Genomic DNA, 24,916 nt, shown 5'->3' with positions numbered 1-24,916 from the left:
TAGCATGAGCATGAATCTGGTAACGCTCCTCTACCTCGTCGCCTCGATGTGTTTCATCCAGGCACTCAAAGGCCTGTCGCACCCGACCACTTCGCGGCGCGGCAACCTGTTCGGCATGATCGGCATGGGGCTGGCGATCCTCACAACGATCGGCCTCATCTATAAGCTTGGTACCGAGCTAGCTACCGACGGCATCGGCTACGTGATCGTCGGCCTGCTGGTCGGCGGTACCGCCGGTTCGATGATGGCCAAGCACGTCGAGATGACCAAGATGCCGGAACTGGTCGCCTTCATGCACAGCATGATCGGCCTGGCCGCGGTGTTCATTGCCATCGCCGCCGTACTGGAGCCGCAGTCGATGGGCATCGTCACCGCTATCAGCGATCCGATCCCCACTGGTAATCGCCTTGAGCTGTTCCTTGGCGCGGCGATCGGTGCCATCACCTTCTCCGGTTCCGTGATCGCCTTCGGCAAACTGTCGGGCAAGTACAAGTTCCGCCTGTTCCAAGGCGCACCGGTACAGTTCGCCGGCCAGCACAAGCTGAACCTGATCTTGGGCCTGACCACCATTGCCCTGGGCCTGCTGTTCACCTTCACCGGCCACTACAGCGCTTTCGCTCTAATGCTGGCCTTGGCCTTCGTCATGGGCGTGCTGATCATCATCCCAATTGGCGGCGCCGACATGCCGGTGGTGGTGTCGATGCTTAACAGCTACTCGGGCTGGGCCGCAGCCGGTATCGGCTTCTCGCTGAACAACTCGATGCTGATCATCGCCGGCTCGCTGGTGGGTTCGTCGGGTGCGATCCTCTCGTACATCATGTGCAAGGCCATGAACCGGTCGTTCTTCAACGTCATCCTCGGCGGTTTCGGCGGCGATACCGGTGCCGGCGCGGCGCAAGGCTCGCAAGAGAAGCGCCCGGTGAAGTCCGGATCGGCAGATGACGCGACCTTCCTGCTGAGCAACGCAGACAGCGTGATCATAGTCCCGGGCTACGGCCTGGCAGTAGCTCGCGCCCAGCATGCGCTGAAGGAGTTGACCGAGAAGCTGACTCACAACGGTGTGACCGTTAAGTACGCGATCCACCCGGTGGCGGGGCGTATGCCCGGGCACATGAACGTGCTGCTGGCCGAGGCCGAAGTACCGTACGACCAGGTGTTCGAGATGGAAGACATCAACGCCGAATTCGGCCAGGCCGACGTGGTGCTGGTGCTGGGCGCCAACGACGTGGTCAACCCGGCGGCGAAGAACGATCCGAAATCGCCGATCGCCGGCATGCCGATCCTCGAGGCGTTCAAGGCCAAGACCATCATCGTCAACAAACGCTCGATGGCCAGCGGTTATGCCGGTCTGGACAACGAGTTGTTCCACCTGGACAAGACCATGATGGTGTTCGGTGATGCGAAGAAAGTTATCGAAGACATGGTGAAAGCGGTAGCTTGACTGAAATTGACTATCAAGGGCGCTGGCTAGCGCCCATGATTAGTTTTGTTGCGCAGTCATATTTTGCCAGTGATGCGGATTGGTTTTAGAGCGCTTAGTGCTCTAGCAGAGATAATAAATAGAACAGTGTCTAAGCTGGTAACACTTGACGTAGTGAGGTACTAGTATGTCATCCACTGGCTATCGAGAATTTACGCATTCCGAACCTATGCAGTCCGTCGGTTTTCTCTTGCTTGAAAATTTTACTCTGATATCTCTTGCGTCTGCTGTTGAGCCTCTGCGTATGGCGAATCAACTATCTGGTAGGGAATTGTATCGTTGGAGTACCCTTAGTGCCGATGGTGGACAAGTATGGGCCAGTGATGGACTTCAAATTACTCCAGACACTGGCGTTAGCAATGCACCGATGATGGATACGGTGATAGTATGCGGGGGAGTTGGGATACAGCGTACTGTTACGAGAGATCATATCATGTGGCTCCGTTCGCAAACTCGCAGATCCCAGCGTATCGGTGCGGTATGCACGGGTAGCTGGGCTCTAGCGTGTGCAGGGTTGCTGGATGGTTTTGATTGCAGCGTGCATTGGGAATGCTTAGCTGGTATGCAAGAAGCTTTTCCTCATGTTAATTTGAGTACCAAACTTTTTACCCTGGATCGAAATAGAATAACCTGCTCTGGTGGTACTGCACCTCTAGATATGATGTTGCACTTAATAACCCGAGATCATGGTCGTGAGCTTTCCGCTGCGATTTCCGAGATGTTCGTCTATGAGCGGATTCGGAATGAACATGATCATCAACGTGTTCCATTGAAGCATATACTTGGTGCTAATCAGCCTAAGCTGCAAGAAATAGTTGCGTTGATGGAGTCTAATACAGAGGAGCTAATTGATTTAGATGAGTTAGCTGAATATGTATCAGTGTCTCGCCGTCAGCTGGAGCGGATTTTTCAGAAATACTTGGGTTGCTCTCCATCTCGTTACTATCTAAGACTACGATTGATTCGTGCTCGTCAATTGTTGAGGCAAACAAATATATCAATAGTTGAGGTTGCTTCGGTTGTCGGTTTTGTCTCTACACCACACTTTACAAAGTGTTATCGTGAGTGCTTCGGTTATCCTCCACGAAACGAGCGCGTCATCTCTGATAATAAGCGTGTGGGGAAGGTGGTAGTGGGTGTGTCTTCCCGGAGAGACGTATATTTGAAGTTAGGTGAAGGTGGCGGTGAGTCAACGCTTGGTAGTGTAAAGTAATAAGCTGAGATATTCGTTGCGTTGATTGGTGTGCTTGCTTCAATATATGCAGGAAATTCAAGGAGCAAAATGAATAACGACTGCTAGAATTGATTTTGCAACTCAGCTTCTCATTGACGCAGGCATTGCTAACGGGATGCGTGTATTAGATACCGGCTGCGATTCGGGTGACGTCGCCTTTCTCCTGAGTGGCATAGTTGGGATGACTGGTGAAGTCGTAGGGATCGACCATGATAAGGATGCGCTTGGTAGGGCGCGCAATCGCTCAAATATTGATCACCTGCGGATTCCCACAATCTTCGAATATGAGCTTCTCGACATGCCCGAATCGCTTGGGTCGTTCGAAGCCGCGTGACATGGCATACTCGGCAAAATGTCGATAGAAACGCTGCTAAACACCAATGGCATCGGCAACTATCAGATTGCCCTTGGCAACGGTGCTCGCGTAGTAACGGTACGCCGTGAGAGGATAGCCGTCGAGAACGCACTCGTTCAATATTCGCAACCATTTGCTGTCCCAGCGCCAAAGCCTCTTGCTCATCACTTTGAAGCTATGTTCCAGTGGACACGAAGATCTATTTGTACGGAGATTACTCGGCGGTTCGAAGCGTACAGGCAAAGAGGGGAGGCGGGTTGCCACCTCCCTCGGTCATTAATGGTTTGCAGCGACTCCAGATGCGAGCGGTGCGTCCCATTCACCGCCTAAGGCCTTAAACAAGGTCACCTGATTTTCGAATTTTTGCAGGCGCAGTGCGATCAGGCTTTGTTGAGCGGTGTACAGCGTTCGCTGTGTGTCGAGCACATCTAGATAGCGCGATATTCCGGTGTCGTAGCGCTGCTGAACCAGAGTAAAGGCGTTTTCTGCTGCTTGAAGTCGAACGGTCTGGGTTTCCAGGCGATCATCAATATTGGCGCGGATAGCTAACGCGTCTTTAACCTCTCTGAACGCTACCTGAATCGTTTTTTGATACTGCGCAACAGCCAACTCTCTATTAGTTTCTGCGACCTGCAGGGAGGCGTCGAGTGCACCTCCGGTGAATATCGGCACGTTGATTTGGGGCATGAACGACCACGATCGGTTGGAGCCCGAGAATAAAGTGCCTAAGGAATCGCTAGCTCTCCCCACGCCAGCTGTAAGGCTGATGCTCGGGAAGTAGGCAGCTCTAGCTGCTCCGATATTCGCATTCGCACCTTTGAGGGAGTGCTCCGCTGCGATTATGTCAGGACGATGCTGCAATAGATCCGATGGTAAGCCCTCATTTATGACGCTGCCCGCCATTATTGATTCTATGTTAGTTGTTGGTAATAGGGATGCCGGCAGAGGATGGCCTAGCAACTGTTCCAGCATGTTCTCATCGGCAGAAATAGCAGTGTGCCAAGCGAGCTCGTCGTCGCGTGCGGTTTCGAGCTCTGCCAGGGCTTGGTGTGTTTCCAGCTGTGAGGAGGAGCCAGTCTGTTCGAGATCCGTTTGAAGTTGGTATCCATCCTGACGACTGCGTACGGTTTCTTGGGCTACCTGCAATTGCTCTAGATCTGCCGCAAGGCGGAGGTACGTATGAATGACCTCTGAGGTTAACGCGAGCTCCGCGCTTCGACGAGCGGCGACAGTTGACAAGTAATCCTGGATAGCCCGGTTTTCAAGACTGCGAATTTTTCCGAAGAAGTCCAGCTCCCATGACGTAATCCCGACCCCGAGTTGGTATACGCGGCTAGTTTCTGCCTCGCCGGTGCTCGAAACAGATGCTGGGGTTCGGCCTGTCGTGCCATTGAAGCCAGCTCCCATCGTAGGTACTAATTCAGAGCGTTGAATGCGGTATTGAGCTCTTGCTCGTTCTACATTTAAAGCGGCAATCACCAGATCTTGGTTGTTGTCGAGCGCAATTTTAACGACGCGGCGAAGCTTCTGATCAGTTATCAAGTCTCTCCACTGAGTTACGGTTGCCATGGATTTTTGGTTTGGCTTATTAAGAGCTCGTTCAATATTCCAGCTGTCACTGATCTTCGCGGATGGCTTTTCGTAATTCGGTGCAAGGGTTCCGTTACAACCGCCCGCTATCAAGCTTGAGACCACCAAGCCCAATCGGCAAATCGTATTAACGTTGCTCATTTAGCGTGCTCCTCATCCCGACTAGCCACTCGTTTTTTGTTTTTACTGAAGGCCGTAGAGACGACGACATAAAACAATGGAATGAAGAAAATCGCGAGGAACGTAGCAGTTAACATGCCGCCGATCACACCGGTACCAATAGCATGCTTACTACCTGCGCTTGCTCCGTGCGAGATTGCAAGCGGGATGACGCCCATTGTGAACGCCAACGATGTCATGACTATCGGGCGCAAACGTAGGCGTGATGCTTCGATCGCTGCCTCGCGGATGCTACGACCGCCTTTCTCGTAGAGCTCCTTGGCAAATTCAACGATAAGAATTGCGTTCTTCGCGCAAAGGCCAACTGTAGTGAGGAGCCCGATTTGGAAAAAGGCATCATTTTCGAGTCCTCGAGCTAGCGTGGCAAGCACTGTCCCAATTACGCCTAGTGGTATGACAAGCATCACAGCAAACGGTACTGACCAGCTTTCATACAGTGCTGCCAGACACAAGAATACAGCGATAACCGAGAGTACATAGAGAGCGACAGACTGAGAGCCTGATAGGCGCTCTTCGTATGACAAACCTGTCCATTCGATACTGAAGCTCTTAGGGAGCGTCGCTGCTACTTCTTCGATAGCTTTCATCGCCTCACCTGAGCTGTAACCAGGGGCAGGTTGGCCCATCATTTCGATAGCGGGTGCCCCATTGTACCTTTCAAGCTTAGGTGATCCATAAGTCCAGTAGCCTTTCGCAAAAGAGGCAAACGAGACCATCTCCCCGGCCTTGTTTCGAACGTACCATTTGGCAAAGTCGTCAGGAGTGATTCGTGACGTCGGTACCCCCTGAACATATACGCGTTTAACGCGTTCACGGTCGATGAAATCGTTGACGTAGGACGAACCCCACGCGGCACTCATGGTGGTGTTTACATCCGCGAGCGTAACTCCGAAAGCCCTGGCTTTTTGGTCGTCAATGGTTATCTGATACTGAGGCTCATCTCCTTTACCATTTGGCCTTACTAGTGCGAGTTCAGGCCGCTTTGAGGCCGCCTCCAATAGCGTTGCCCTGGCCTTCATCAAATGTTCATGGCCTTGCCCGCTGAAGTCTTGCAGAAAGAAGTTGAAACCGGTTGCATTGCCCAGCTCCATGATCGCGGGAGGCATGAATGCTAATGCAACGGCTGATTTCATTTGACTAAAGCGAGCCATTGAGCGCGCCTGGAGTTCGGCTGCGGTGGTTTTTCGTTGATCCCAAGGCTTGAGCATGACAAACGCCATACCTGAGTTTTGCCCACGCCCAGCGAAATTCCAGCCATTTACGGCAAACACTGAATCAACAGTTTCGCCTTCTTCATTCAGAAGATAAGATGTTACCTCCTTCAGCGCGGCGTCTGTCTGATCTGCCGTACTGTTTGCTGGTAGCTCTACCTGAGCCAAGATGAAACCTTGGTCTTCATCCGGCAAAAACGAGGTAGGCAGTAGCGGGAACAGCAAGCCTAGGCCGGCAACGATTAGGATGAATGCGCTGAGTGACCGTTTTGGGCTTTTAAGGACACCAGAAATACCGCGCTCGTACTTGTTGGCACTCTCTTCGAACATCCGGTTGAACCAATCGAAGAACCCTTTTTTCTCGTGATGTCCATGAGCAGGTTTCAATAGAGTTGCGCAAAGTGTCGGCGTGAATATCAACGCAACGAATACGGATAGGGCCATTGCAGTGACGATAGTGAGGGAGAACTGTCGGTAAATCACCCCAGTTGATCCGCCAAAGAACGCCATCGGAATAAATACTGCTGACAATACTAATCCGATGCCCACCAATGCCCCTGAAATCTGCTCCATCGATTTGCGGGTAGCTTCTAATGGTGAAAGGCCTTCTTCCTCCATAATGCGCTCTACGTTCTCAACAACCACAATTGCGTCGTCGACTAGTAGGCCAATCGCTAATACCAGACCAAACATGGTCAAGATGTTAATCGTGAACCCAAATGCTGCCATGACACCAAATGTGCCAAGAAGTACGACAGGCACTGCCAGTGTAGGAATTATCGTGGCGCGAATATTTTGAAGGAAGAGATACATGATCAAAAATACGAGCACGATCGCTTCAGTCAAGGTATGGACGACACCCTTGATAGATTCGCTGACAACGGGAGCTGTATCATAGGGGTAGACGACTTTAACGCCGGCAGGGAGCGTAGGTGCGATCCGATCTAGGGTTTTTTTGACAGCAGCTACGGCGTCGAGCGTGTTACCCCCAGCTGCTAGTCTAAGGGCAATGCCTGCAGTAGGTTTGCCATTCGACATGGCGCTAATGGAGAAGTCATCAGCACCCAGGGCCACTTCGCCGACGTCTGCTAATGTTACCTGCGAGCCATCTGCATTCACCTTCAAAAGAATTTGTTTGAATTCTTCGGGAGTGCGCAGCAAGGATTTTCCAATGACCGTGGCGTTCAGCTGTACTTTACCCGCTAGTGGGCGGCTACCCAGTTGGCCGGAGGAAATTTGAACGTTTTGCTCTTGAATAGCCGCAATCACGTCGCCAGGCATCAAGTTATAGTTGTTGAGCTTAATAGGGTCGAGCCAAACGCGCATTGCGTTCTGAGCGCCCAGCACCATGAAGTCCCCAACCCCGGGCGTACGAGTCAGAGGATCTTGGAGTTGAGATACTACCAGATCACCAAGCGCGTAATTATCAAGGCGACCATCCTCGGACACCAAGGCTGCTACCATCATGAAGTTAAGCTTATACTTAACTACGCGCAAACCGATTTGCTGTACTGATGTTGGTAGCATCGGTGTAGCTAGCGCGAGCTTATTCTGTACTTGTACTTGAGCGGTATCCGGATTCACATTTTGCTCAAATGTGATTACGATAGTCGCGCTGCCGTCCGTGTTGCTCTCCGAACGGATGTAGCGCAGCCCATCTAAGCCATTTAATTGCTGTTCAATGACTTGGGTAACAGTGTCCTGAACGGTTTGTGCAGATGCTCCAGGGTAACTGGCAATAATCCCGATGGCAGGAGGGGCTACATCAGGATATTGATTGACGGGAAGCTTAAGAAGCGATAGTCCGCCGGCTAACATTACTACGATTGCAATGACCCAGGCGAAAACTGGGCGATCAATAAAAAACTTTGACATGTAGTCCGCCGTTATTCACCGTGTTGGGTGGTTGCCAGTTTACTTTCAAGGGCAGTATTCGAAACTTTCACTTTGATGCCGGGCTGAACGTGCTGGATCCCGTCGACCACCACTCTGGCGCCAGGGACTAGCCCACTAGATACAAGCCATTGTCCGTCAATCGACCTTTCAGTCTTGATGCCGCTTAATTTCACAGTGTCGTCAGAGTTGAGTTCATATATTGAAGCCATGCCTTGGCTATCACGGGATACTGCTCGCTGCGGCACGAGTACTGCGTTTTCACGAGTACCCTCTTCAAGCTCGGCACGTACAAACATCCCAGGCAGCAGCGTTCCGTTTGGGTTTGGAAAAATAGCGCGTAATGTGACCGAGCCCGTACTTTCGTTGACGCTGACCTCTGAAAATTGGAGTTTTCCTGTATATTCGTACTTGCGACCATTTTCCAATACGAGATGGATATTGGCTCGGTCTTCATCATCTGTTTTGAGAAGGCCGTCAGCAATGTCTTGCTTCAGTTGTAGAAGCGAAATCGATGGTTGAACGATGTCCACATAGATGGGGTCGAGCTGCTGAACGGTCGCAAGCGCAGCTGACTGATTGGCAGTAACAAGCGCTCCTTTAGTGACGGTTGATCGACCGATACGCCCAGAGATCGGGGCAGTAATGTCTGTGTACCCCAAATCGATTCGCGCGCTCTCCAAAGCTGCTTGCGCTTGAAGGAACTGCGATCGCGCATCGTCATATTCCTGTTGGCTGATAGCTCGAGACTTCACCAATGTCTCATAGCGTCTCAACAGCGCTTTGGCAGATTCAAAGCTTGCCTGAGCTCGCAGCATCGCTGCGCGGTATGGAGCGGGATCAATTTTGTACAGCAGTTGACCTTGCTTTACTTCAGCGCCTTCTTGGAACGCTCGGTTCATCAGAACGCCACCAACCTGAGGACGGATTTCCGCAACAACGTTGGCGCGTGTCCGACCAGGGAGAGTCGTCGAGAGCTGGACTGGTCTTGCTTGGATGGTTATCGCATTGACCTCCGGCTCTGGTTGTCTAGCCGCTACGCTTTCGCCCTCACGACAAGCGGAGAGCATTACGCACGCTGCGATGCCGGTAATGCCGATGACCAGCGGTTTGTCGAATCTCATTTTATGTATCACCAGTCTAGGTGGCTTGACCCACCTATAATTTGTCCCTACACCCCGCTGCCTTTGATGGCAGCTTCGAGCGCACTCATAGGAGGAGAGCGGTTTTCAAAAAATCTAGGTCGCCCGACCCACCTATTTTTAGTGTACACTGATCTGGTTGGTAGGAGGCAAGCTCAGAATCCGCTTGCAGGTCAATGACTGTTGGAGAGCTCAATGGTTGGTAAGAAATCCGGCGATTCCGCAGTGGCGTTGCGCCGTAAAGAGCAGGTGCTGGCCGCGGCGGCAGAGTGCGTGCGCCGAGAGGGTTTTCATCGGACGAGCATGTCCCAAATTTCAGCTGCGGCGGGCATGAGCTCTGGTCACATCCATCATTTTTTTGGAGGGAAGGAGGGCATTATCGAGGGGGTCGTTGCCCGAGAGCATAGTGAGCTCGGTGATTTCGTCGATGAGGTGCGTGTAGCAAGTGATGGGAATGACCCGATCACGGCCCTGGTCAACCTTGTGCCGAAGTGCGCTGAGCGCTACTTGGATAGTAGCAATGCAGCACTGGCGATTGAGATCCTCGCAGAATCTACTCGCAACCCCAAGGTTGCGTCGCTCCTCAAAGAGAACGATGTGAGCGTGAGTGCGTCTTTCAATGAACTATTTGGTGGTAGTTCCGCCGAGGTAAAATCTAGCTGCGAAATCGTTGCCGCACTTTTCGAGGGGCTATCAGCCCGAGCGCTTCGAAATCCTGAGTCGAAGAAGCGGATCGACATGTCCATGCTGCAGCGAGCGGTTGAGCAAATCATGAGGGTTAGCTGAATTTGCGGCATGCCGTGACTTGATTGCGGTTTAGGGAGGGGTGCGGCTCGGCTCACTCCGCCGTTCCTTGGTACCACACCCCTTCGGTTCAATCAGTGTTGGTGCGCTTCTCCAACGAACGTGAGGGTAGCAGACAGGCTCGTTTGTGAGACCTGATTTTCGCCCTCATTCGGTAGTTTGGCTTGTGCTGCTATCACATTAAGGCCGGCATTGCGAACAGTGACAGTCGCTCGGCCTCTTGCATCCGTTTTTACTGGTGTAGCATCTGGCATGCCTCGATAGTCATCAAACAGTGCTAAGTCTGCAATTGGCTTTCCATCAATGGTTACTTCCACGGGAAGGCTATGTCCTACGCCCACCTCGGTTGGGTCTCGCAAGGGGCGAATGACCATCCTCAGACGCAGGTTGGCAGGGATATCGGCATCCGGCTGCAAAATTGCCAAGCTGTATTTGAAGCTGTGCGAGGTGCTGATCGCACCTGGAACCTCTGCCCTAGAGGCGTCAACGGACTTACCGTCTTTTGTTTGACTCCAGACGCCGTTGTCCAACGTGACTGTTAAAACCGCGGGCTTACTGAGGGGGGACAAGCGCGCGTGATCGCTTTCGCGCTGTACAGTAACGGGGATAGTTTTGCCCTTCAGATCATACGCCCAGACTTCTTTGATTTTTTCCGCCGCGTACGGGTCATCTTCAGCACCATGGCCGTAAATCACTTCAAGCTGGCCGTAGCGTTTTTCAGTCCAGATGCCGTGGGCTTCGACTGCCTGGATGCTGAGCAAACTGATGGCGGTTGCGAGGGATAGGGGGAGTCTCATGGAGCTACCTTGTCGTGGTTGGGGAAGGCGTTCTACCTATGAGCGACATCACGCCCCTAAGAAATCAGCCGCTTAGCTTGAAGCATGGATTCGATGGTGCTGCACACTGCAATGCTGTATGGTTAAAGATACACTATAACATAACATTTGGATGTCATTATGTATCGTTCCAGACGCCCCGCTTGGGCTTGGGCTTTTACCGGTGCCGCGTTGAGCACAGGTTTAGGCGTTTCCGAACCGATTTCGGCTGAAGAATTGGAAGCTGCAAGCGGGATCACAGAGCTCGAGGCGATCCAGGTTACTGGTGAGGGAGGAAACAGAAAGCCCATCGAGCCACTATCGCGCGGGAAGGTGAGCAATGCTGTTGAGAGTCTGCCTGCGGGTGTGACTTCAATCACGCAGGAGGACATACAAACGCTTAACGTTGACCGAGATATTTCCAATATTTACCGGCGTGTACCCGGAGTAGTGGCCAACAACATCGATCAGGGCGATACCGGTAATGGATTTCGCATGCGAGGCTTTGCTACCAATGGTACGCACGGTGCCGACGTCGCCGTTTACGTTGATGGTATACCTCAGAACATTCCGTCCAGCCAAGGCGGAGCAGGTCATGGCCCCGTATTTCTGGAATGGTTGACCCCCCAAATGATCAGGAGCGCTAATGTCATTAAAGGGCCGGTGTCTGCTCTGTATGGTGATCAGAATCGGGCTGGAGCGGTGGAAATCGAGACACTGGATGGTGGCAGCGTGGCTTCCAGTATCGGTTTGGACGTTGCCAGTTTCGATGGGCGTCGTACTAACCTGGTGTTGGGCGGTGAATATGAGGGCTTAGAATCGCTGTTCATCGTCGACATTTACAAAACTAACGGATACCGCAAGGCCGCTGAAACCAATCGAGACAATTACTTCTGGAAGTTGAGTAAGGTTATCGACGACGTTAAATATTCTGCGCGCTTCAGTCATTACGAATCGGACTTCAAAAATGACGGTTATCTCAACTTGCCCGCGCTTCGAGCAGGTACGATTGGTCGCCGAGATACCGATAATCTGTACGGCTTCGGCAACGCTAATAGGAACACCTACGTATTCAATCGTGCTCCGGCTTATGACGAAGCGGGCCTGTACTACACAGCGTATTACGAGGATTTTAGACGGGTTCGAGCAATTTCTAATGGCACCAATACTCATAATTACGGAAAAGATGATCGCGATATATATGGGGGTCGACTAGCCTATAACTTCGTTGCGAATGAATCGGCATCATTGATGGTAGGAGCCGATGTCCGGCGCGACAAAGGAATTGCGTTTCGCCAGCAGTATAGAAACTTTGAGCCTACACCAAATTTCTATTACGACTTCGATATGGATCTCATCACATATGGGGTGTTTGCACAAGGTCAATACAAGCCGACCGATTCAGTTAAGTTGATGGCAGGGGTTCGGTATGATCGGTTCGACTATGATATCGAAAATCTGAAATTCCGTGATGCTGACACGGGTTATAATAGTTCTGTTACGACACCTAAGTTTGGCTTGGCTTGGACACCCATTCGAGAACTGGAAATCTTTACGAATGTAGCTCAAGGGTTCCGCTCACCTGCGGCTGAGTATATTAGCTCTGGCAGCAGCAGTGCCTTAGCGCCTAGTGAAACTGGAGGCCAAGTCAATAGCAGTGTTCGGCCAAGCAAGGTAAAGTCCTACGATATTGGATTCACAGTACGTCCTTCTGACCGTTTATCGAGCACCACAGAGTTCTACTACATCGAGAACGACAATGAAACTGTTCAGACCTCAGCAGGTGTTTACGAGCAGGTCGGCAGTACTACCCGAAGGGGGGCAGAAACTAGCTTCAATTACCAAGCAACATCGACAGTCAGTGCGTATGCCAGTTACGGGCGCATAATTGACGCGAAGATTAATAATCCTTCGCCGGGTACCGGTGCACTCCTTTCAGTCCCAGAGCACACCTACAAGGCAGGGGTTCAGTACCGCAACAGATTCATGGCGGGTCAAGTCACTCTTAACGCTGACGTTTATCACCTGGATGGCATTCCCTACTACATAGGGACTGAAAAAAATGAGATGCCGCCTTATACCCGTTACGATCTAAGGGCCAGCTACGACTATAGCGATTACCAGTTTAGCGTATATGGTACCTTCCAACCGCATCGCTACGGGACTGAAGTTGCCTATGGTACGAGCGGTGGACTTGTGATTGTACCGCAGCCCTCTACAACGCTTGGTGCTTCGATCAGGTACTTTTTCTGATTTCTCCAGGATCAAAGGTGGTGTCGGGAGCGCAGGGTTGAGTATCGCCTCTGCCCATAGCGACGGTGGAATTCATCATTTGGGGGCTGCAAATTCGTGATGGGAGTAGAATAGGCGGCGTCTCAGTCGGGAGAGCTCTGGGCTGTACATCCCTAACGTAACAACATGTTTTGTCTAATGGCTTAGAACGCTTCGTTAGCTATTTAGCTGTCTAAACTTGAAAAGGGGGCTTCCAGTTGGATGTCCCTGCAAGGCAGGACTAAAAGGTGCGCGCGTCAGTTATGCCGAACCGGGCGTTGCCTGCAGAGCGAGAGAAAAAGTATTCAGCACGGTTATCACGATGCTTACGCTTTAGGAGGTTATGGATGACAATTTTTACTCTGAATTACCGCCTGAATGATGAACCTAAGGGCTATCAGGTGGTTCTCGAAGAAAAATTTCTTAGTGATCACGAGGCAGCAATTCATCTAATTGAGTTGCATTATGGTGATAGCGAAAGCTGGATAGTGATGCCTGATGCATCGCCAGAAGATATTCTCGCCCAGGCGGAGCTGCTTGGGCTGTGGGAGATCAATATTACTCTTGAGGCATGAAACTCTCCCTCTCTCGATGAGAGTGCGGGAAATTTCCCTGAGGAATTAGAGTTCAGTCGTGTGATCAGTACTCTCCATCAAGATTTAAAGTGGCTTAGGACGAATTGACTAACGCTGATTTATTAGGAGGTCAGTAGGCGTGTGTGAAGGCGCAGCTCAGTGGCTGAACTGCGCTTTTTTGTAAAGCGGAAAACTACAATCAAACGTCGCAGGTATTTAATGGAAGTCGGGACGCGATGCGGTTATGTACCTCTTCAACAATGTGATCAGACGAAAGCTCATCCGGCGAACTAGCTTCTTTTCGTAACCATTCAATTGCGGACTTTAAGTCCATCACGCCAAGGTCGTTGCCGTCTCTGGTGCGCACTGCGATGGTTCCTTGCTCCTGCTCCTTGGTGCCTGCGACAAGGAGGAATGGAATCCGTTGAAGTGTCTTCTCTCGGATTTTGTAGCCGATTTTCTCATTGCGGGTGTCAGTTTCAACCCGAAGGCCCTTGCAGCGCAGCAGTGTGGCGACATCTCGAACATAGTCGGTATGCTGTTGCGAAATAGAGCAAACGACCACTTGGATGGGTGAAAGCCAAGTTGGAAGCTTGCCAGAGTGATGCTCTAGCATGATGCCCGTGAAACGCTCCAGAGAGCCGAAGAGGGCGCGGTGCAGCATGACTGGTCGCTTGCGAAGGCCATCTTCGTCGACGTACTCGATACCGAATCGTTCAGGAAGGTTCATGTCGACCTGAAGTGTGCCGCACTGCCAGTCACGGCCAATAGCGTCGCGCAGCACGAACTCAAGCTTGGGCCCGTAGAACGCCCCCTCACCTGGATTGACTTGGTACTCGAGGTTCATTTCTTCGAGGGAGTGGATAAGCGCTCCTTCGAGTTGATCCCAGGTTGCGTCACTGCCGATTCGGTTGGCGGGTCGAGTGGACAGCTTGATGCGCACGTCCTCGAAGCCAAACTGGCGATAGATGTCCAGTACTAGACCCACGACGGATCGGCATTCTTCGTTCATTTGTTCGGGGGTGCAGAAAATGTGCGCGTCGTCTTGGGTGAAGTGACGCACCCGAAGCAACCCATGGAGAGAGCCTGAGGGCTCATACCGATGGACTTTACCGAATTCGCCCATGCGAATCGGCAAGTCGCGATAGCTCTTGAGGCCGTGTCGATAGAGGAGGGTGCCGCCGGGGCAATTCATCGGCTTGAGAGCTAGGGCGCGACCATCCTCGGTTTCGGTCGTGAACATGTGATCACGATAGTTATGCCAGTGTCCGGACGTTTCCCACAGGCCGCGATCCATGACGTCTGGCGTGTTCACTTCGACATAGCCCGCGTCATTCTGTCTGCGTCGCATGTAGGCGATGAGAGACTGAAACACCGTCCATCCCCGCGGGTGCCAGAAAACTGATCCTGGTGCGTCATCCTCGAAATGAAAAAGGTCGAGTTCTCTTCCGATCTTGCGATGGTCACGCTTCTCGGCTTCCTCAAGTCGAACGAGGTGGGCTGACAGCTGCTTTGCATCGGCCCAAGCCGTTCCGTAGATGCGCTGTAGCTGTTCGTTTTTTGCATCACCGCGCCAGTACGCGCCCGCTAGCTTGGTCAGCTTAAATGCCTTCAAGAAGCGAGTATTGGGTACGTGAGGGCCGCGGCACATGTCCACGTATTCTTCGTGGAAGTAGAGCCCCATCTCCTGGGTATCTGGCATGTCCTCGATCAGACGAAGTTTGTAATCTTCGTCTCGTGCCTTGAAGATCTGGATGGCCTCATCGCGCGGCGTCATGCGCTTGACGACATCGTACTCTTTGGCGATCAGCTCGCGCATGCGAGCTTCGATGGCTTCGAGGTCTGCCGGGGTGAATGGCCTTTCAAACGCTACATCGTAGTAAAAGCCCTCATTGATCACCGGGCCAATGACCATTTTGGCAGTCGGGTAGAGCTGTTTGAGTGCATGGCCAACCAGGTGGGCGCATGAGTGACGGATGATGTCTAAGCCTTCATCATCTTTAGGGGTGATTACCTGCAATTTAGCATCGCGGTCAATCATCTCGCATGCGTCCACCAAGCGACCATTAACCCTTCCTGCCACCGTGCTACGTGCCAAACCGGCGCCGATGGATGCTGCTACGTCGTGGACAGTGACGGGGTTATCGTAGGTACGAATTGATCCATCTGGCAGCGTGATGGAAACAGGGGAGGGGTGTGCGTTATCTGGCATCGTTACAGGCTTCTCGGTCTTAAAATACTGTGGGCCGTCCGCTAGCGGACGCCCTGGTCATAAATTGGGTGGACTGCAAGTTCTAGCTGCGAGCACAGCTACTCGCGCAGGGCATCGGCTACACAAACCTTCCAGCTCGGTCTGGATCATGGTGGGCTTCGGCTTCAGCCGTTCGTACAGCTTGGGATCAGCCCACTGGGCAGTAATCGCGGGAGAGAACTCAATGAGGTCGAGGTCAATCAAGCCCATACGGGGGTTCACAACATCCTCGCGGAAGCACTGCGCATACCCCGTTTCGGTTTCGTGCACGATTACAGAGTGGAGCTGAACACCGGATTCACCGTTCTTCATTTGGGTGTTTTCCAAGGCGGCTTCCACCAGGCGGAAGATTAATCTGGAGAACTGCTCAGCACTCGGTGACACGGGGATGAGTACCCAGCGCTCTGAATGCCTCCGAATTGAGGCAATGTAATCAGGATCATCCTGCGACCAGATCGCGACGGCGTGATCGAAAGCGTCGATCAAGTCCCGAACGTCACCTTTGAGTAGCCCGAAGTCATACACCATCTGGCCGTGATCAAGGGCGTCGGCGCGCAAGAGCAGCTCGACTTTGTACGAGTGCCCATGAATCGAGTGAGAGCAACGACGGGTGCTACAGCCTCGAACTATGTGGGCGTTTTCGAATTTGAACAGTTTCCGAATCAGCATGGGCCACCTTTATCCTTGTTGCCTTTCGACGGTACGGGGTCAAATCCACCGGGATGCAGTGGGTGGCAACGCAAGAGCCGGCGCAGCGTCAACCAGCTGCCCATCAGGGCGCCATGAGTCCGCAGTGCTTCGATTGAGTACTGCGAGCAAGAAGGGTGAAATCTGCATCGATTGCCTATGACGGGGCTGATGAACAGTTGGTAGCCGCGTACCAACGCAATCAGAATAGAGTTCGGCCACCGCCTCATATCACGCTCCTTGCTGTCGGGCGCAGCGTGGAGCCTTCTGGACTGTCTTCGATGCTAAAGCCAGCTTCTAGCAACTCGTCACGCAGAGCGTCGGCTCTGGAGAAGTCGCGCGCAATACGTGCTTGGTTTCTTGCTTCCAGCAATGACTCAAGATGCTGTCGATGACTGAGCGGTTGCTCAACAGGCTGTACTGGAGGCCTAAGCGCAGCCAGCGCGACATGTGGCTCTTGCTGCAGGAGGCCGAGCAGTCCGGCGGACTTGATCAGCCTTGCTTTAGCAAGCATTCGCATTTCATCTGTCACCGCCTGATCGAGCTCCGATCTGAGCACATGCAGCCGAGCAAGTGCTTCGGTCACCCCTAGGTCATTCTTAAGTGATTCCAGCACCAGTTCATCCGGTGCCACGTCGACAGGGACAGCCAAAGAGCTGACTTTCGACAGCGATGAGTAAAATCGGAATAGCGTCTGTACGGCAGCGTGCAAGCGCTGTGTGTTCCAGTCCATTGGGCGTCGGTAGTGGGTACAGAGCAGCGCGAATCGAATAGCTTCACCAGGTGCCTGAGCGAGAAGGTCTCGGACTAGCAAAACGTTGCCGAGTGATTTGGACATCTTCTGCGCATCCACGGTAACGAAGCTATTGTGTACCCACGTGCGGCAGTAGAGAGTGCCATTGGCGCAAGTACCCTGAGCGATCTCATTTTCGTGGTGAGGGAAAATAAGGTCTTGGCCTCCGCCATGAATGTCGATGGTGTGCCCCAGGTGTCGCCCAATCATCGCAGAGCACTCAACATGCCATCCTGGCCGACCTCGTCCCCAAGGGCTGCTCCAGCCGGGCATTTTAGGAGTCGAAGGTTTCCATAGAACGAAGTCCAGCGGGCTGCGCTTATAGGGGGCAACTTCAACTCGCGCTCCAGCCATCATGTCCTGGGGCAGGCGTCCTGACAGTTGACCGTAGGCAGGGTAGGAAGGGACGTGGAACAGCACATGCTCTTGTTCGACGTAGGCGTGGCCCCGGTCGACCAATCGTTTGATCAGCGCGATGATCTCTGGGATGTGATCCGTAACGCGTGGTTCCAGATCGGGCGAGGCGATCCCAAGGGCTGCCATGTCTTCATGGTAGGCATCGATGAAGCGGCGGGTGATGTCCCCGATTGGAGAGCCTGACGCAATTGCTGCCGCGTTGATCTTGTCGTCCACGTCCGTGAAGTTTCGCGCGTAAACGACTTCCTTAAATTCATGGCGCAGAACTCTGGCAAGGATGTCGAAGACAACGGCTGGTCTAGCATTCCCGATGTGGGCGTAGTTGTAGACGGTAGGGCCGCAGACATACATGGTCACCCGATCAGGCCGCTCAGTGCGCAGTGCCTCTTTCTCTCGAGTGAGCGTGTTGTGAAGTTTGATGGACGACGTCATACGCTGATGCCTTCGATATGTCCCGCCTTGTTTTTGAAGGCCCTGAAGGTCGCCTCGATCATTTCTCGTGTGACGTCTTGAGTGATGAAAACCAAACGGGAACGCCGGTCGTCAGTCGGCCAGGCGGGTAGTGGAGCGGACGGATGGAAGATGTGCTGAACACCGTGCAGGGCGATCGGCGTGTCGCGCCCTTCAATGTTGAGGATGCCCTTAACCCGGAGAATGTTGCTTCCCAGTAACGTCATCAACACCTCTAGCCAGCACTCCAGAGCAAGCTCACTGATTGGGCTGTCGATGGTGAAGCAGAACGCACGAATCCGGTCGCCATGACGGTTTACGTCCTGTTGCGGTGCTCGCAAGCCTGCAGAGAACAACCCTTGACTCGTACTCTTTTCAGGTTGAGGCGTGATCTGGAATTTAGGGGTAGAGGTGGCCTCGTATGCATGCTCGTTTAACCAGCCTTCAACATCGGGTGACTTACCCTCGTGAGTGAAGAGGCCAAGGCCCAGAATCTTGCTTGCCTCCAGATGGCCGTTCTTGATTTCCCAGCGAGGTGCTGCAGGGTTGATGTCTGACAGGCGCTGGAGAAGCTCTGCCCTATGCTCGGGGCTCACCAGGTCACCTTTGGTCAACAGCAGTACATCTGCCATAGCAGCTTGTTTGATCGCCTCCTGATGGTGATCAAGCGTAGCCATGCCGCTGGCTAGGTCTACTGTCGCTACCACACCATCCAGTCGATATTTGGGGGCGATCTGTGCATGCGTCATCAGGGTGTGAATGATCGGGGCAGGATCTGCTAGGCCGGTGGTTTCAATCAATACGCGGTCAAACTGGCGGTTCCCCTCCCGAGAGAAACGCCACGTGATGTCCCGCAATGTCTGGACGAGGTCTCCACGAATTGTGCAGCAGACGCAGCCGCTGCCCAATTCCATGACGATGTTCTCGTTACTGTGGGTGACGAGAAGATGGTCGAGTGCCATCGCCCCAAATTCATTGATGATGATCAGCGTGTTGGCAAATTCCGGCTGTCTCACCAACTGGTTTAACAATGTCGTTTTGCCGCTGCCGAGGAAGCCAGTCAGCAGTGTGACGGGGATCAGCGAGCTGCGTGCTTCACTGCTCATGGTGCGAACCCTGGTCAAAAGGTGAAGACCAGGCAGCTGCATCATGAGGATGCAGGCTCTCCAGGTGCCGCACATGAACTTTAGGATTCTGGTGTTCGGTGAGTGCTGCGCGAATCCGGCGAGCGGCATCCTCGACGAACATCAGGTTCTGGCCATTAAGTGCTGCGAATGCTTGCTCATCAGCCCGTTTGACTGCGGTTTGGACTGGAGTACCTAGAGAATTCTCAACAGCTTCAATCAAAGATAGCAACCCTAGGCTGGTGGAAGTGCGTTCAACCGAAACGCATACGCGTGCCTCGCTGCGCTGGCTGTGCGGCGTTGCAACTGACGCGTTCGCTCGCAACCATTTCGCGACGGTTGCCGGGTCAACGAGTGGCTGGTTTGAGAATGAGTTGAGGAAACTCGCCTCAATCAGCTGGCGAGACAGCGCCGCGGAGCAAGGGCATGTAGACGAGTAGCCAACAGTGCACTCAACGCTCAGCGCAAATTTATCTCCCACCAGCGATGCGTTCATTTGAACACGGTATGACTTCCACCCCGATAAACCTTCCGTCACGAGCGCTGGGCGGCGGATGAGAAGATCAAAATCGAGCCGAAGCCGTGCACTTCGGCTATCACAGTCGTGGTGGCTGTCGATCATGCTGCTCAGCAATGTATGCACATGCTCCGGCGAGATGTGCGCCTCTTGTCCCCAGCTGTCCAGCAATCGATAGAGGCGAGACATATGGATGCCTTTCACCTGGGGCGCAGGCAAGTCGACTTGCACGTCTGCTCTGGCGTGAAGCTCGCGATGATAGCCTGGCTCGTCAATCGTGACTGGGAGGTCGATTCCTTGCATACCAACCCACTCCAGGGGGCCAAGTGTCGGAGCAATGTCGGTGACGGAAACGTCGGGAAGTGCTGCACTCATGTTCTTTATCCGCAGGTTACTGGCCCTCCCAATCACGGGAGGGCTCTTACAATTTAATTCCAGCCAGGAAGCGGGTTTTTAAGCTTCATCCAGCCCTTCGGGCCTAGAGCCATCTCATCATCTGTGAGGAGGCATGCATCAAAGCTGGCTCGCAGCGCTGGCTCATTCATGTCCATGCCGATGAGTACGAGCTCTTGTCGTGCGTCGCCCACGTCCTTTTCCCATTTAGCGCGAATGTCCTCGACGGACTCGGGATCCGTCGGCCAACGGTCTTGCGGGATGGCTGCCCACCAATAGCCCGCTGGGCCATGTCTGGCCACTGCGCCTGCTTGCGACCAGTTACCGGCCATAGCTGGCTCGCTGGCGAGCCAGAAGTAGCCTTTGGAGCGCACGACGCCTGGCCATTCACTTTCAACCAGCTCATGGAAACGCTCGGGATGGAAGGGGCGTCGGGCGCGGTATACGAAACTGCGGATCCCATACTCTTCCGTCTCTGGCGTATGAGTACCACGCATTTCCTGCAGCCAGCCGGGGGCTCGCGAGGCCTCGTCGAAATCGAACAAGCCTGTATTCAGCACACGATCCAGTGGGACTTTGCCGAACTCGGAGATCTCGATCTTCGCTCGGGGATTCAGGCTGTTGAGGATGGCGATCAATTGTCGCCGCTCATCCTCACTGACCAGATCAATTTTATTGAGGACGATCACGTCGCAGAACTCGATCTGCTCAATCAGCAGATCGACTACCGTGCGAACATCTTCCTCTCCCAGCGATTCGCCTCGCGCCTGCAAGCTATCGCGTGAGCTGTAGTCTCTGAGGAAGTTGAAGGAATCCACGACGGTGACCATGGTATCGAGGCGAGCTACCTCGCCGAGGCTGCGCCCATCTTCGCCCTCAAAGGTGAAGGTCTCCGCCACTGGCAGTGGCTCAGAAATGCCGGTGGACTCAATGACCAACTGATCGAATCGCCCCTCCTTGGCAAGGCGATCCACCTCAAGCAGTAGGTCTTCCCGTAGGGTGCAACAGATGCAGCCGTTGCTCATTTCAACCAGTTTTTCATCCGTGCGTGAGAGCTCTGCGCCTCCGTCACGCACGAGGGCAGCATCTATATTCACGTCACTCATGTCATTGACGATTACGGCGACACGTCGGCCTTCGCGATTGTTCAGGATGTGATTGAGTAGCGTGGTTTTTCCTGCTCCTAAGAATCCGGACAATACGGTTACGGGAAGCTTATGGGCTTCACTCGAGTTAGAGGTTGGGACTGTCATCAGGAGCCCTCACGGTAAGATATGGTGTAAGCGTACTACTCGTAGTCGCTAGCCTTTAGAGGTGTGTTCAAGCTTGCAGCAGTCGGCACATTTCCCGTGCAGCTCTATGGTTGAGCTGCCCAGTGCAAACACGTTTTTCTTCACCCAGGTACCCAAATACCTGTCAAGCGAAGGCACGAGAAACTCATCGACCCGACCACATGAGTCGCAGATCGCGAACGCCCTTACGCCGTTGTCGCAGGTAGAGGACGGGTCACATTTCACGTACGCGTTCAGAGACTCCAGGCGATGAACAAGGCCTCTTTTGGCAAGATTTCCAAGCGCCCGGTAGATCTGTATGGGCGCTTTGAAGCCTTCATCCTTCAAGCTCTCAAGGATCTTGTACGCACTAAGTGGCGTACTTGATTGCTGAAGGGTGGCCAGAACCAATTGCTGATTAGTGGTGAGTCGCATGCAGGCCCCGCGTCGAACGTGAAACTTGAGTCATGTCATCCATAATGCTTACGTTATAACGTAACATAATGCTCCACGCCACAAAAAATGTCGCGAGCATGCGCGCGTTCTGGGCGGACAGAGGCTGAGAAATGCCGAGTTCCCGCGTGGTTGGATAAGAAAAATGAAGAAATGGAAGGGTGTATGGACAGACGCAGCTTGCTCAAATTTCTCTTGGCTGGGTTGGCGCTGCCGGCTTCGCTGACTGTGCATGCAGCTCAGGCGGTGAGGCGGGTGAGTGTTAGTCAGTCAGGAGGTGCTACTCGGTTTTTGCTCGATCTGAGCGGCCCGGTGATCGCCAACAGCTTCAGCTTAGAATCTCCGCCGCGCCTAGTGCTTGATCTTCAACAGGCCGTACTAAACGCGCCATTGAGTAACCTAGCGCTTGACGGTACTCCTGTTCGAGCAATTCGGAGCGGGAAGACGCCCGCAGGCGATCTGAGGATTGTTCTGGATCTGGCTAATTCCGGAGTTCGTGGAGAGCTACGACCTGTCTCGGCTGGAAGCCACAGATTGGAGCTGGAGTTGGTTGATCCCTCGTTCAGGGTTGCCGCGGCAGCTGGTGCGACCCAGGCTGCACTAGAGCCGCCGAAGGGTAAGTCCAATCGCGATTTGCTGGTAGTGATCGATGCTGGGCATGGAGGGAAGGATCCGGGCGCGGTGGGCGCCAAGGGTGAACAAGAGAAGATTGTTGCCTTGCAAATCGCGACATTGCTGGCTAAGCGAGTCAATGCACAAAAGGGTTATAAAGCTCGGCTGGTGCGCACCGACGATATCTTCATCCCGTTGCGTAAACGAGCTGAGCTGGCGCAGCGATTGAATGCCGATCTTTTCGTGTCTGTGCATGCGGATGCCGCGCCTAGATTGACCGCATCAGGTGCATCAGTCTTTGCGCTTTCGCAGGGTGGTGCTACCTCCTCCATGGCTCGATGGATGGCTGAGCGAGAAAATGGCGCCGACTCCGTTGGGGGTGGTCTGGCAGTGAAGCTTCGAAAAAACGACCCGATGGTCGCTGGCGTTCTGCTCGATATGTCAATGAATGCGACTATCTCAACCAGCTTGGATCTTGGTCATCAGGTGTTGTCGCGGCTGGGAGATGTGTCGGGCTTACATCAGTCGAAGGTTGAGCAGGCAGGTTTTGCAGTGCTTAAGTCTGCAGCTATTCCATCGATTCTGGTCGAGACCGGCTTCATTTCCAATGCGGGTGATTGTCGAAGACTGCATGACGTGCGGCATCAGCGCAAAGTGGCTGACGCGATATTTGCTGGAGTGGATGGATACTTCCGTCAGCAGCCGCCGCCAGGCAGCCTCATCGCAGCGATGGCTCGTATGGGAATGGCCTAAAGCGGAGAGAGAGCCGTTGTTGAGCGCTGCCAACTCTGACGGCGCTCGTTTGGGCTGCTCTCCGTGGGCCTCAGCCGCGCTTCAAGCGCTCGGCGGCCTCAATGGCGAAATAGGTCAGCACACCGCTGCAGCCAGCTCGTTTGAATGCCATGAGTGACTCCAGCACGACCTTGCCCGGATCAAGCCAGCCGTTATCGATGGCTCCTTTGATCATCGAGTACTCGCCGCTTACCTGGTACGCAAACGTCGGCACAGCGAATGTGGCTTTCACTCGCTGGATAATATCCAGGTAGGGCATGCCAGGCTTGACCATGACCATGTCTGCGCCTTCCTGGAGATCCAGTGCAACTTCGCGTAGCGCCTCGTCGCTGTTGGCGGGATCCATCTGGTATGTACGCTTGTCGCCCTTCAGTGCGCCGGATGAGCCAAGTGCATCTCTAAATGGGCCGTAAAAGCCGGATGCGTACTTGGCTGCATAGGACATCAGTCGCACGTCTGTGAGGCCGGCAGAATCCAAGGCGGCTCTCAATACGCCAATGCGCCCGTCCATCATATCTGACGGAGCAAGCGTATCGATTCCTGCCTGTGCTTGAACCACCGCCTGGCGTGCCAACACCTCAAGGCTTTCATCGTTAGCCACTAAGCCATTACGCAGTACCCCGTCATGACCATGATCGGTATAGGGGTCTAGAGCCACGTCGCCGATAAGGCCAAGCGTAGGGTAGGTCAACTTCAGCAATCGGGCGGCTCGGCATACCAGATTCTCTGGGTTTGTAGCTTCACTGCCTTCGCTATCTTTGCGATCGGGCGAGGTTGCGGGAAAAAGTGCGATGGCTGGAATGCCGAGATCTACTGCCTTCCCCGCATGCTCTATGAGTTCGTCGAGCGTGACGCGTACTTGGCCTGGCATGGAGGCAACGGGATCGTTTTTTCCGGAGCCCTCTTTGATAAAAATTGGCCAGATCAGGTCGTTCGCAGACAGTGTATTTTCGGCTACCAGCCTGCGAGTCCAGTCGTCAGCGCGGTTGCGGCGAAGACGAACTGCAGGGAAGTTTCCTAGGCTTGAAATATGATTCATAGACTTCGCAATTTTTGGGTAACCGGGGGGAGCAGGTTCGACCGTTCTGAGTGGCGAACCTGGGCTCTATCAGGCTTCGATTGACGAGTGGTGACCGGTGATCAGCCACTCTTCATTGATGCGTTCGAAGGTGAAGAGGAATCGTGCGGGTACAATCCTTTGCTCGCCACCGTCACGGTAGACGAAGGTGTAGAGTCCCCCGACTACGACGGTGCCAAGCTTTCTGCTTACGCGTTTTTTGAAGACCTGGATGTCACAGACCAAACCGTCGTTCGCCAAGAAATTCTCGAAGTAATTGCGGCGGCTATCGTTGCAATCGCGCACTTGGTTGGACAAGGTTGGTACCAAGATGGCATCAGGGGCGTAGAGCTCAAGAACCTTGTCGACATCTCGAGTGGCAACGGTTGCAGCCCAACGATAGAGAGCGGCTTTCGCTCCGGCGAGGCACGCCAATTCAGTATCGGCGTAAGGTTCGGTGGTGAGGAGCGCGGCAGGGGCTTCGGTCATGAATGCTTACCTTTAGGGTTTAAAATTGTGAGGGAGGTACTCAGAATATCGAAAAAACGT

At 53.5% G+C, this 24,916-nt stretch carries 20 protein-coding genes and 1 pseudogene; 7 read left to right on the top strand and 14 right to left on the bottom strand.

Going from position 1 to position 24,916, the window contains the following annotated elements; all coding sequences use genetic code 11:
- The first annotated feature begins 4 nt into the window (after positions 1 to 4).
- From IAE36_RS02725 to IAE36_RS23970, 3 genes and pseudogenes are all read left to right on the top strand, one after another.
- Entirely contained in the window at positions 5 to 1,441 is a 1,437-nt protein-coding gene (locus IAE36_RS02725) for an NAD(P)(+) transhydrogenase (Re/Si-specific) subunit beta (protein WP_117139632.1), read from the top strand.
- A 166-nt stretch (positions 1,442 to 1,607) separates the two neighbouring features.
- Positions 1,608 to 2,576 (top strand): annotated as a pseudogene (locus tag IAE36_RS02720) (GlxA family transcriptional regulator); the annotation flags it as partial.
- Between the two features lie 190 nt (positions 2,577 to 2,766).
- Entirely contained in the window at positions 2,767 to 3,048 is a 282-nt protein-coding gene (locus tag IAE36_RS23970) for a methyltransferase domain-containing protein (RefSeq protein WP_394342720.1), read from the top strand.
- Positions 3,049 to 3,345: 297 nt separating this feature from the next.
- Here IAE36_RS23970 and IAE36_RS02710 read toward each other — a convergent pair whose 3' ends face one another.
- Genes IAE36_RS02710 through IAE36_RS02700 form a run of 3 tightly spaced genes read right to left on the bottom strand, consistent with a single transcriptional unit; the run spans position 3,346 to position 9,067 of the window.
- Complete coding sequence (locus tag IAE36_RS02710) at positions 3,346 to 4,800, bottom strand: efflux transporter outer membrane subunit (protein WP_201198348.1); 1,455 nt, start codon at positions 4,798 to 4,800, stop codon at positions 3,346 to 3,348.
- Entirely contained in the window at positions 4,797 to 7,925 is a 3,129-nt protein-coding gene (locus tag IAE36_RS02705; RefSeq protein ID WP_201198350.1) for an efflux RND transporter permease subunit, read from the bottom strand. Before IAE36_RS02705 ends, IAE36_RS02710 begins: the two co-directional genes overlap by 4 nt.
- An 11-nt stretch (positions 7,926 to 7,936) precedes the next feature.
- Complete coding sequence (locus IAE36_RS02700; RefSeq protein ID WP_201198352.1) at positions 7,937 to 9,067, bottom strand: efflux RND transporter periplasmic adaptor subunit; 1,131 nt, start codon at positions 9,065 to 9,067, stop codon at positions 7,937 to 7,939.
- A gap of 213 nt (positions 9,068 to 9,280) precedes the next feature.
- On the opposite strand from IAE36_RS02700, the gene IAE36_RS02695 reads away from it, so the two are divergent.
- On the top strand, positions 9,281 to 9,871 hold the full coding sequence (locus IAE36_RS02695) for a TetR/AcrR family transcriptional regulator (RefSeq protein ID WP_201162907.1): 591 nt from the start codon (positions 9,281 to 9,283) through the stop codon (positions 9,869 to 9,871).
- A 92-nt stretch (positions 9,872 to 9,963) separates the two neighbouring features.
- On the opposite strand, the gene IAE36_RS02690 is transcribed toward IAE36_RS02695, so the two are convergent.
- Positions 9,964 to 10,686, bottom strand: a complete 723-nt coding sequence (locus IAE36_RS02690) for a DUF4198 domain-containing protein (RefSeq protein WP_201162908.1) — start codon at positions 10,684 to 10,686, stop codon at positions 9,964 to 9,966.
- Between the two features lie 159 nt (positions 10,687 to 10,845).
- Here IAE36_RS02690 and IAE36_RS02685 point away from each other — a divergent pair, with 159 nt between their 5' ends.
- Positions 10,846 to 12,957 (top strand): TonB-dependent receptor, encoded by a 2,112-nt coding sequence (locus tag IAE36_RS02685; protein WP_201198354.1) that lies wholly within the window; start codon positions 10,846 to 10,848, stop codon positions 12,955 to 12,957.
- A gap of 365 nt (positions 12,958 to 13,322) precedes the next feature.
- The gene (locus IAE36_RS02680) at positions 13,323 to 13,550 is read left to right on the top strand and encodes a hypothetical protein (RefSeq protein WP_201162910.1); all 228 of its coding nucleotides are present in this window, start codon (positions 13,323 to 13,325) and stop codon (positions 13,548 to 13,550) included.
- Between the two features lie 199 nt (positions 13,551 to 13,749).
- Here the strand turns inward: IAE36_RS02680 and thrS are convergent, their stop codons facing one another.
- Genes thrS through IAE36_RS02640 form a run of 8 tightly spaced genes read right to left on the bottom strand, consistent with a single transcriptional unit; the run spans position 13,750 to position 21,888 of the window.
- Entirely contained in the window at positions 13,750 to 15,762 is a 2,013-nt protein-coding gene (thrS, locus tag IAE36_RS02675; RefSeq protein ID WP_201198365.1) for a threonine--tRNA ligase, read from the bottom strand.
- Between the two features lie 57 nt (positions 15,763 to 15,819).
- Positions 15,820 to 16,470 (bottom strand): 6-pyruvoyl trahydropterin synthase family protein, encoded by a 651-nt coding sequence (locus IAE36_RS02670; RefSeq protein ID WP_201210067.1) that lies wholly within the window; start codon positions 16,468 to 16,470, stop codon positions 15,820 to 15,822.
- Positions 16,464 to 16,718 (bottom strand): membrane protein insertion efficiency factor YidD, encoded by a 255-nt coding sequence (yidD, locus tag IAE36_RS02665; RefSeq protein ID WP_201162913.1) that lies wholly within the window; start codon positions 16,716 to 16,718, stop codon positions 16,464 to 16,466. The genes IAE36_RS02670 and yidD overlap by 7 nt, the downstream gene beginning before the upstream one ends.
- Positions 16,715 to 18,130: a cysteine--tRNA ligase gene (cysS, locus tag IAE36_RS02660; protein WP_201162914.1), complete on the bottom strand. Its 1,416-nt coding sequence runs from the start codon at positions 18,128 to 18,130 to the stop codon at positions 16,715 to 16,717. Before cysS ends, yidD begins: the two co-directional genes overlap by 4 nt.
- The gene (locus tag IAE36_RS02655; protein ID WP_201162915.1) at positions 18,127 to 19,254 is read right to left on the bottom strand and encodes a CobW family GTP-binding protein; all 1,128 of its coding nucleotides are present in this window, start codon (positions 19,252 to 19,254) and stop codon (positions 18,127 to 18,129) included. The genes cysS and IAE36_RS02655 overlap by 4 nt, the downstream gene beginning before the upstream one ends.
- Entirely contained in the window at positions 19,244 to 20,164 is a 921-nt protein-coding gene (gene folE2, locus IAE36_RS02650) for a GTP cyclohydrolase FolE2 (RefSeq protein ID WP_117139642.1), read from the bottom strand. Before folE2 ends, IAE36_RS02655 begins: the two co-directional genes overlap by 11 nt.
- Before the next feature lie 53 nt (positions 20,165 to 20,217).
- A complete protein-coding gene (zigA, locus tag IAE36_RS02645) occupies positions 20,218 to 21,435 on the bottom strand; it encodes a zinc metallochaperone GTPase ZigA (RefSeq protein WP_117139617.1) in 1,218 nt (405 codons plus the stop codon).
- 48 nt (positions 21,436 to 21,483) lie between these two features.
- Positions 21,484 to 21,888, bottom strand: a complete 405-nt coding sequence (locus IAE36_RS02640) for a Fur family transcriptional regulator (protein WP_117139616.1) — start codon at positions 21,886 to 21,888, stop codon at positions 21,484 to 21,486.
- A gap of 183 nt (positions 21,889 to 22,071) precedes the next feature.
- On the opposite strand from IAE36_RS02640, the gene IAE36_RS02635 reads away from it, so the two are divergent.
- Entirely contained in the window at positions 22,072 to 23,271 is a 1,200-nt protein-coding gene (locus IAE36_RS02635; protein WP_201162916.1) for an N-acetylmuramoyl-L-alanine amidase, read from the top strand.
- 70 nt (positions 23,272 to 23,341) lie between these two features.
- Here the strand turns inward: IAE36_RS02635 and hemB are convergent, their stop codons facing one another.
- Both hemB and IAE36_RS02625 read right to left on the bottom strand, forming a co-directional pair.
- Positions 23,342 to 24,349 (bottom strand): porphobilinogen synthase, encoded by a 1,008-nt coding sequence (hemB, locus tag IAE36_RS02630; RefSeq protein WP_201162917.1) that lies wholly within the window; start codon positions 24,347 to 24,349, stop codon positions 23,342 to 23,344.
- A gap of 69 nt (positions 24,350 to 24,418) precedes the next feature.
- On the bottom strand, positions 24,419 to 24,856 hold the full coding sequence (locus tag IAE36_RS02625; protein ID WP_201162918.1) for a DUF4440 domain-containing protein: 438 nt from the start codon (positions 24,854 to 24,856) through the stop codon (positions 24,419 to 24,421).
- Between the last annotated feature and the right edge of the window lie 60 nt (positions 24,857 to 24,916).

The sequence above is a fragment of the Pseudomonas sp. S36 genome (assembly GCF_016647875.1).
Lineage (GTDB): Bacteria > Pseudomonadota > Gammaproteobacteria > Pseudomonadales > Pseudomonadaceae > Aquipseudomonas > Aquipseudomonas parafulva.
This window is presented reverse-complemented; position numbering and strand designations above follow the sequence as displayed.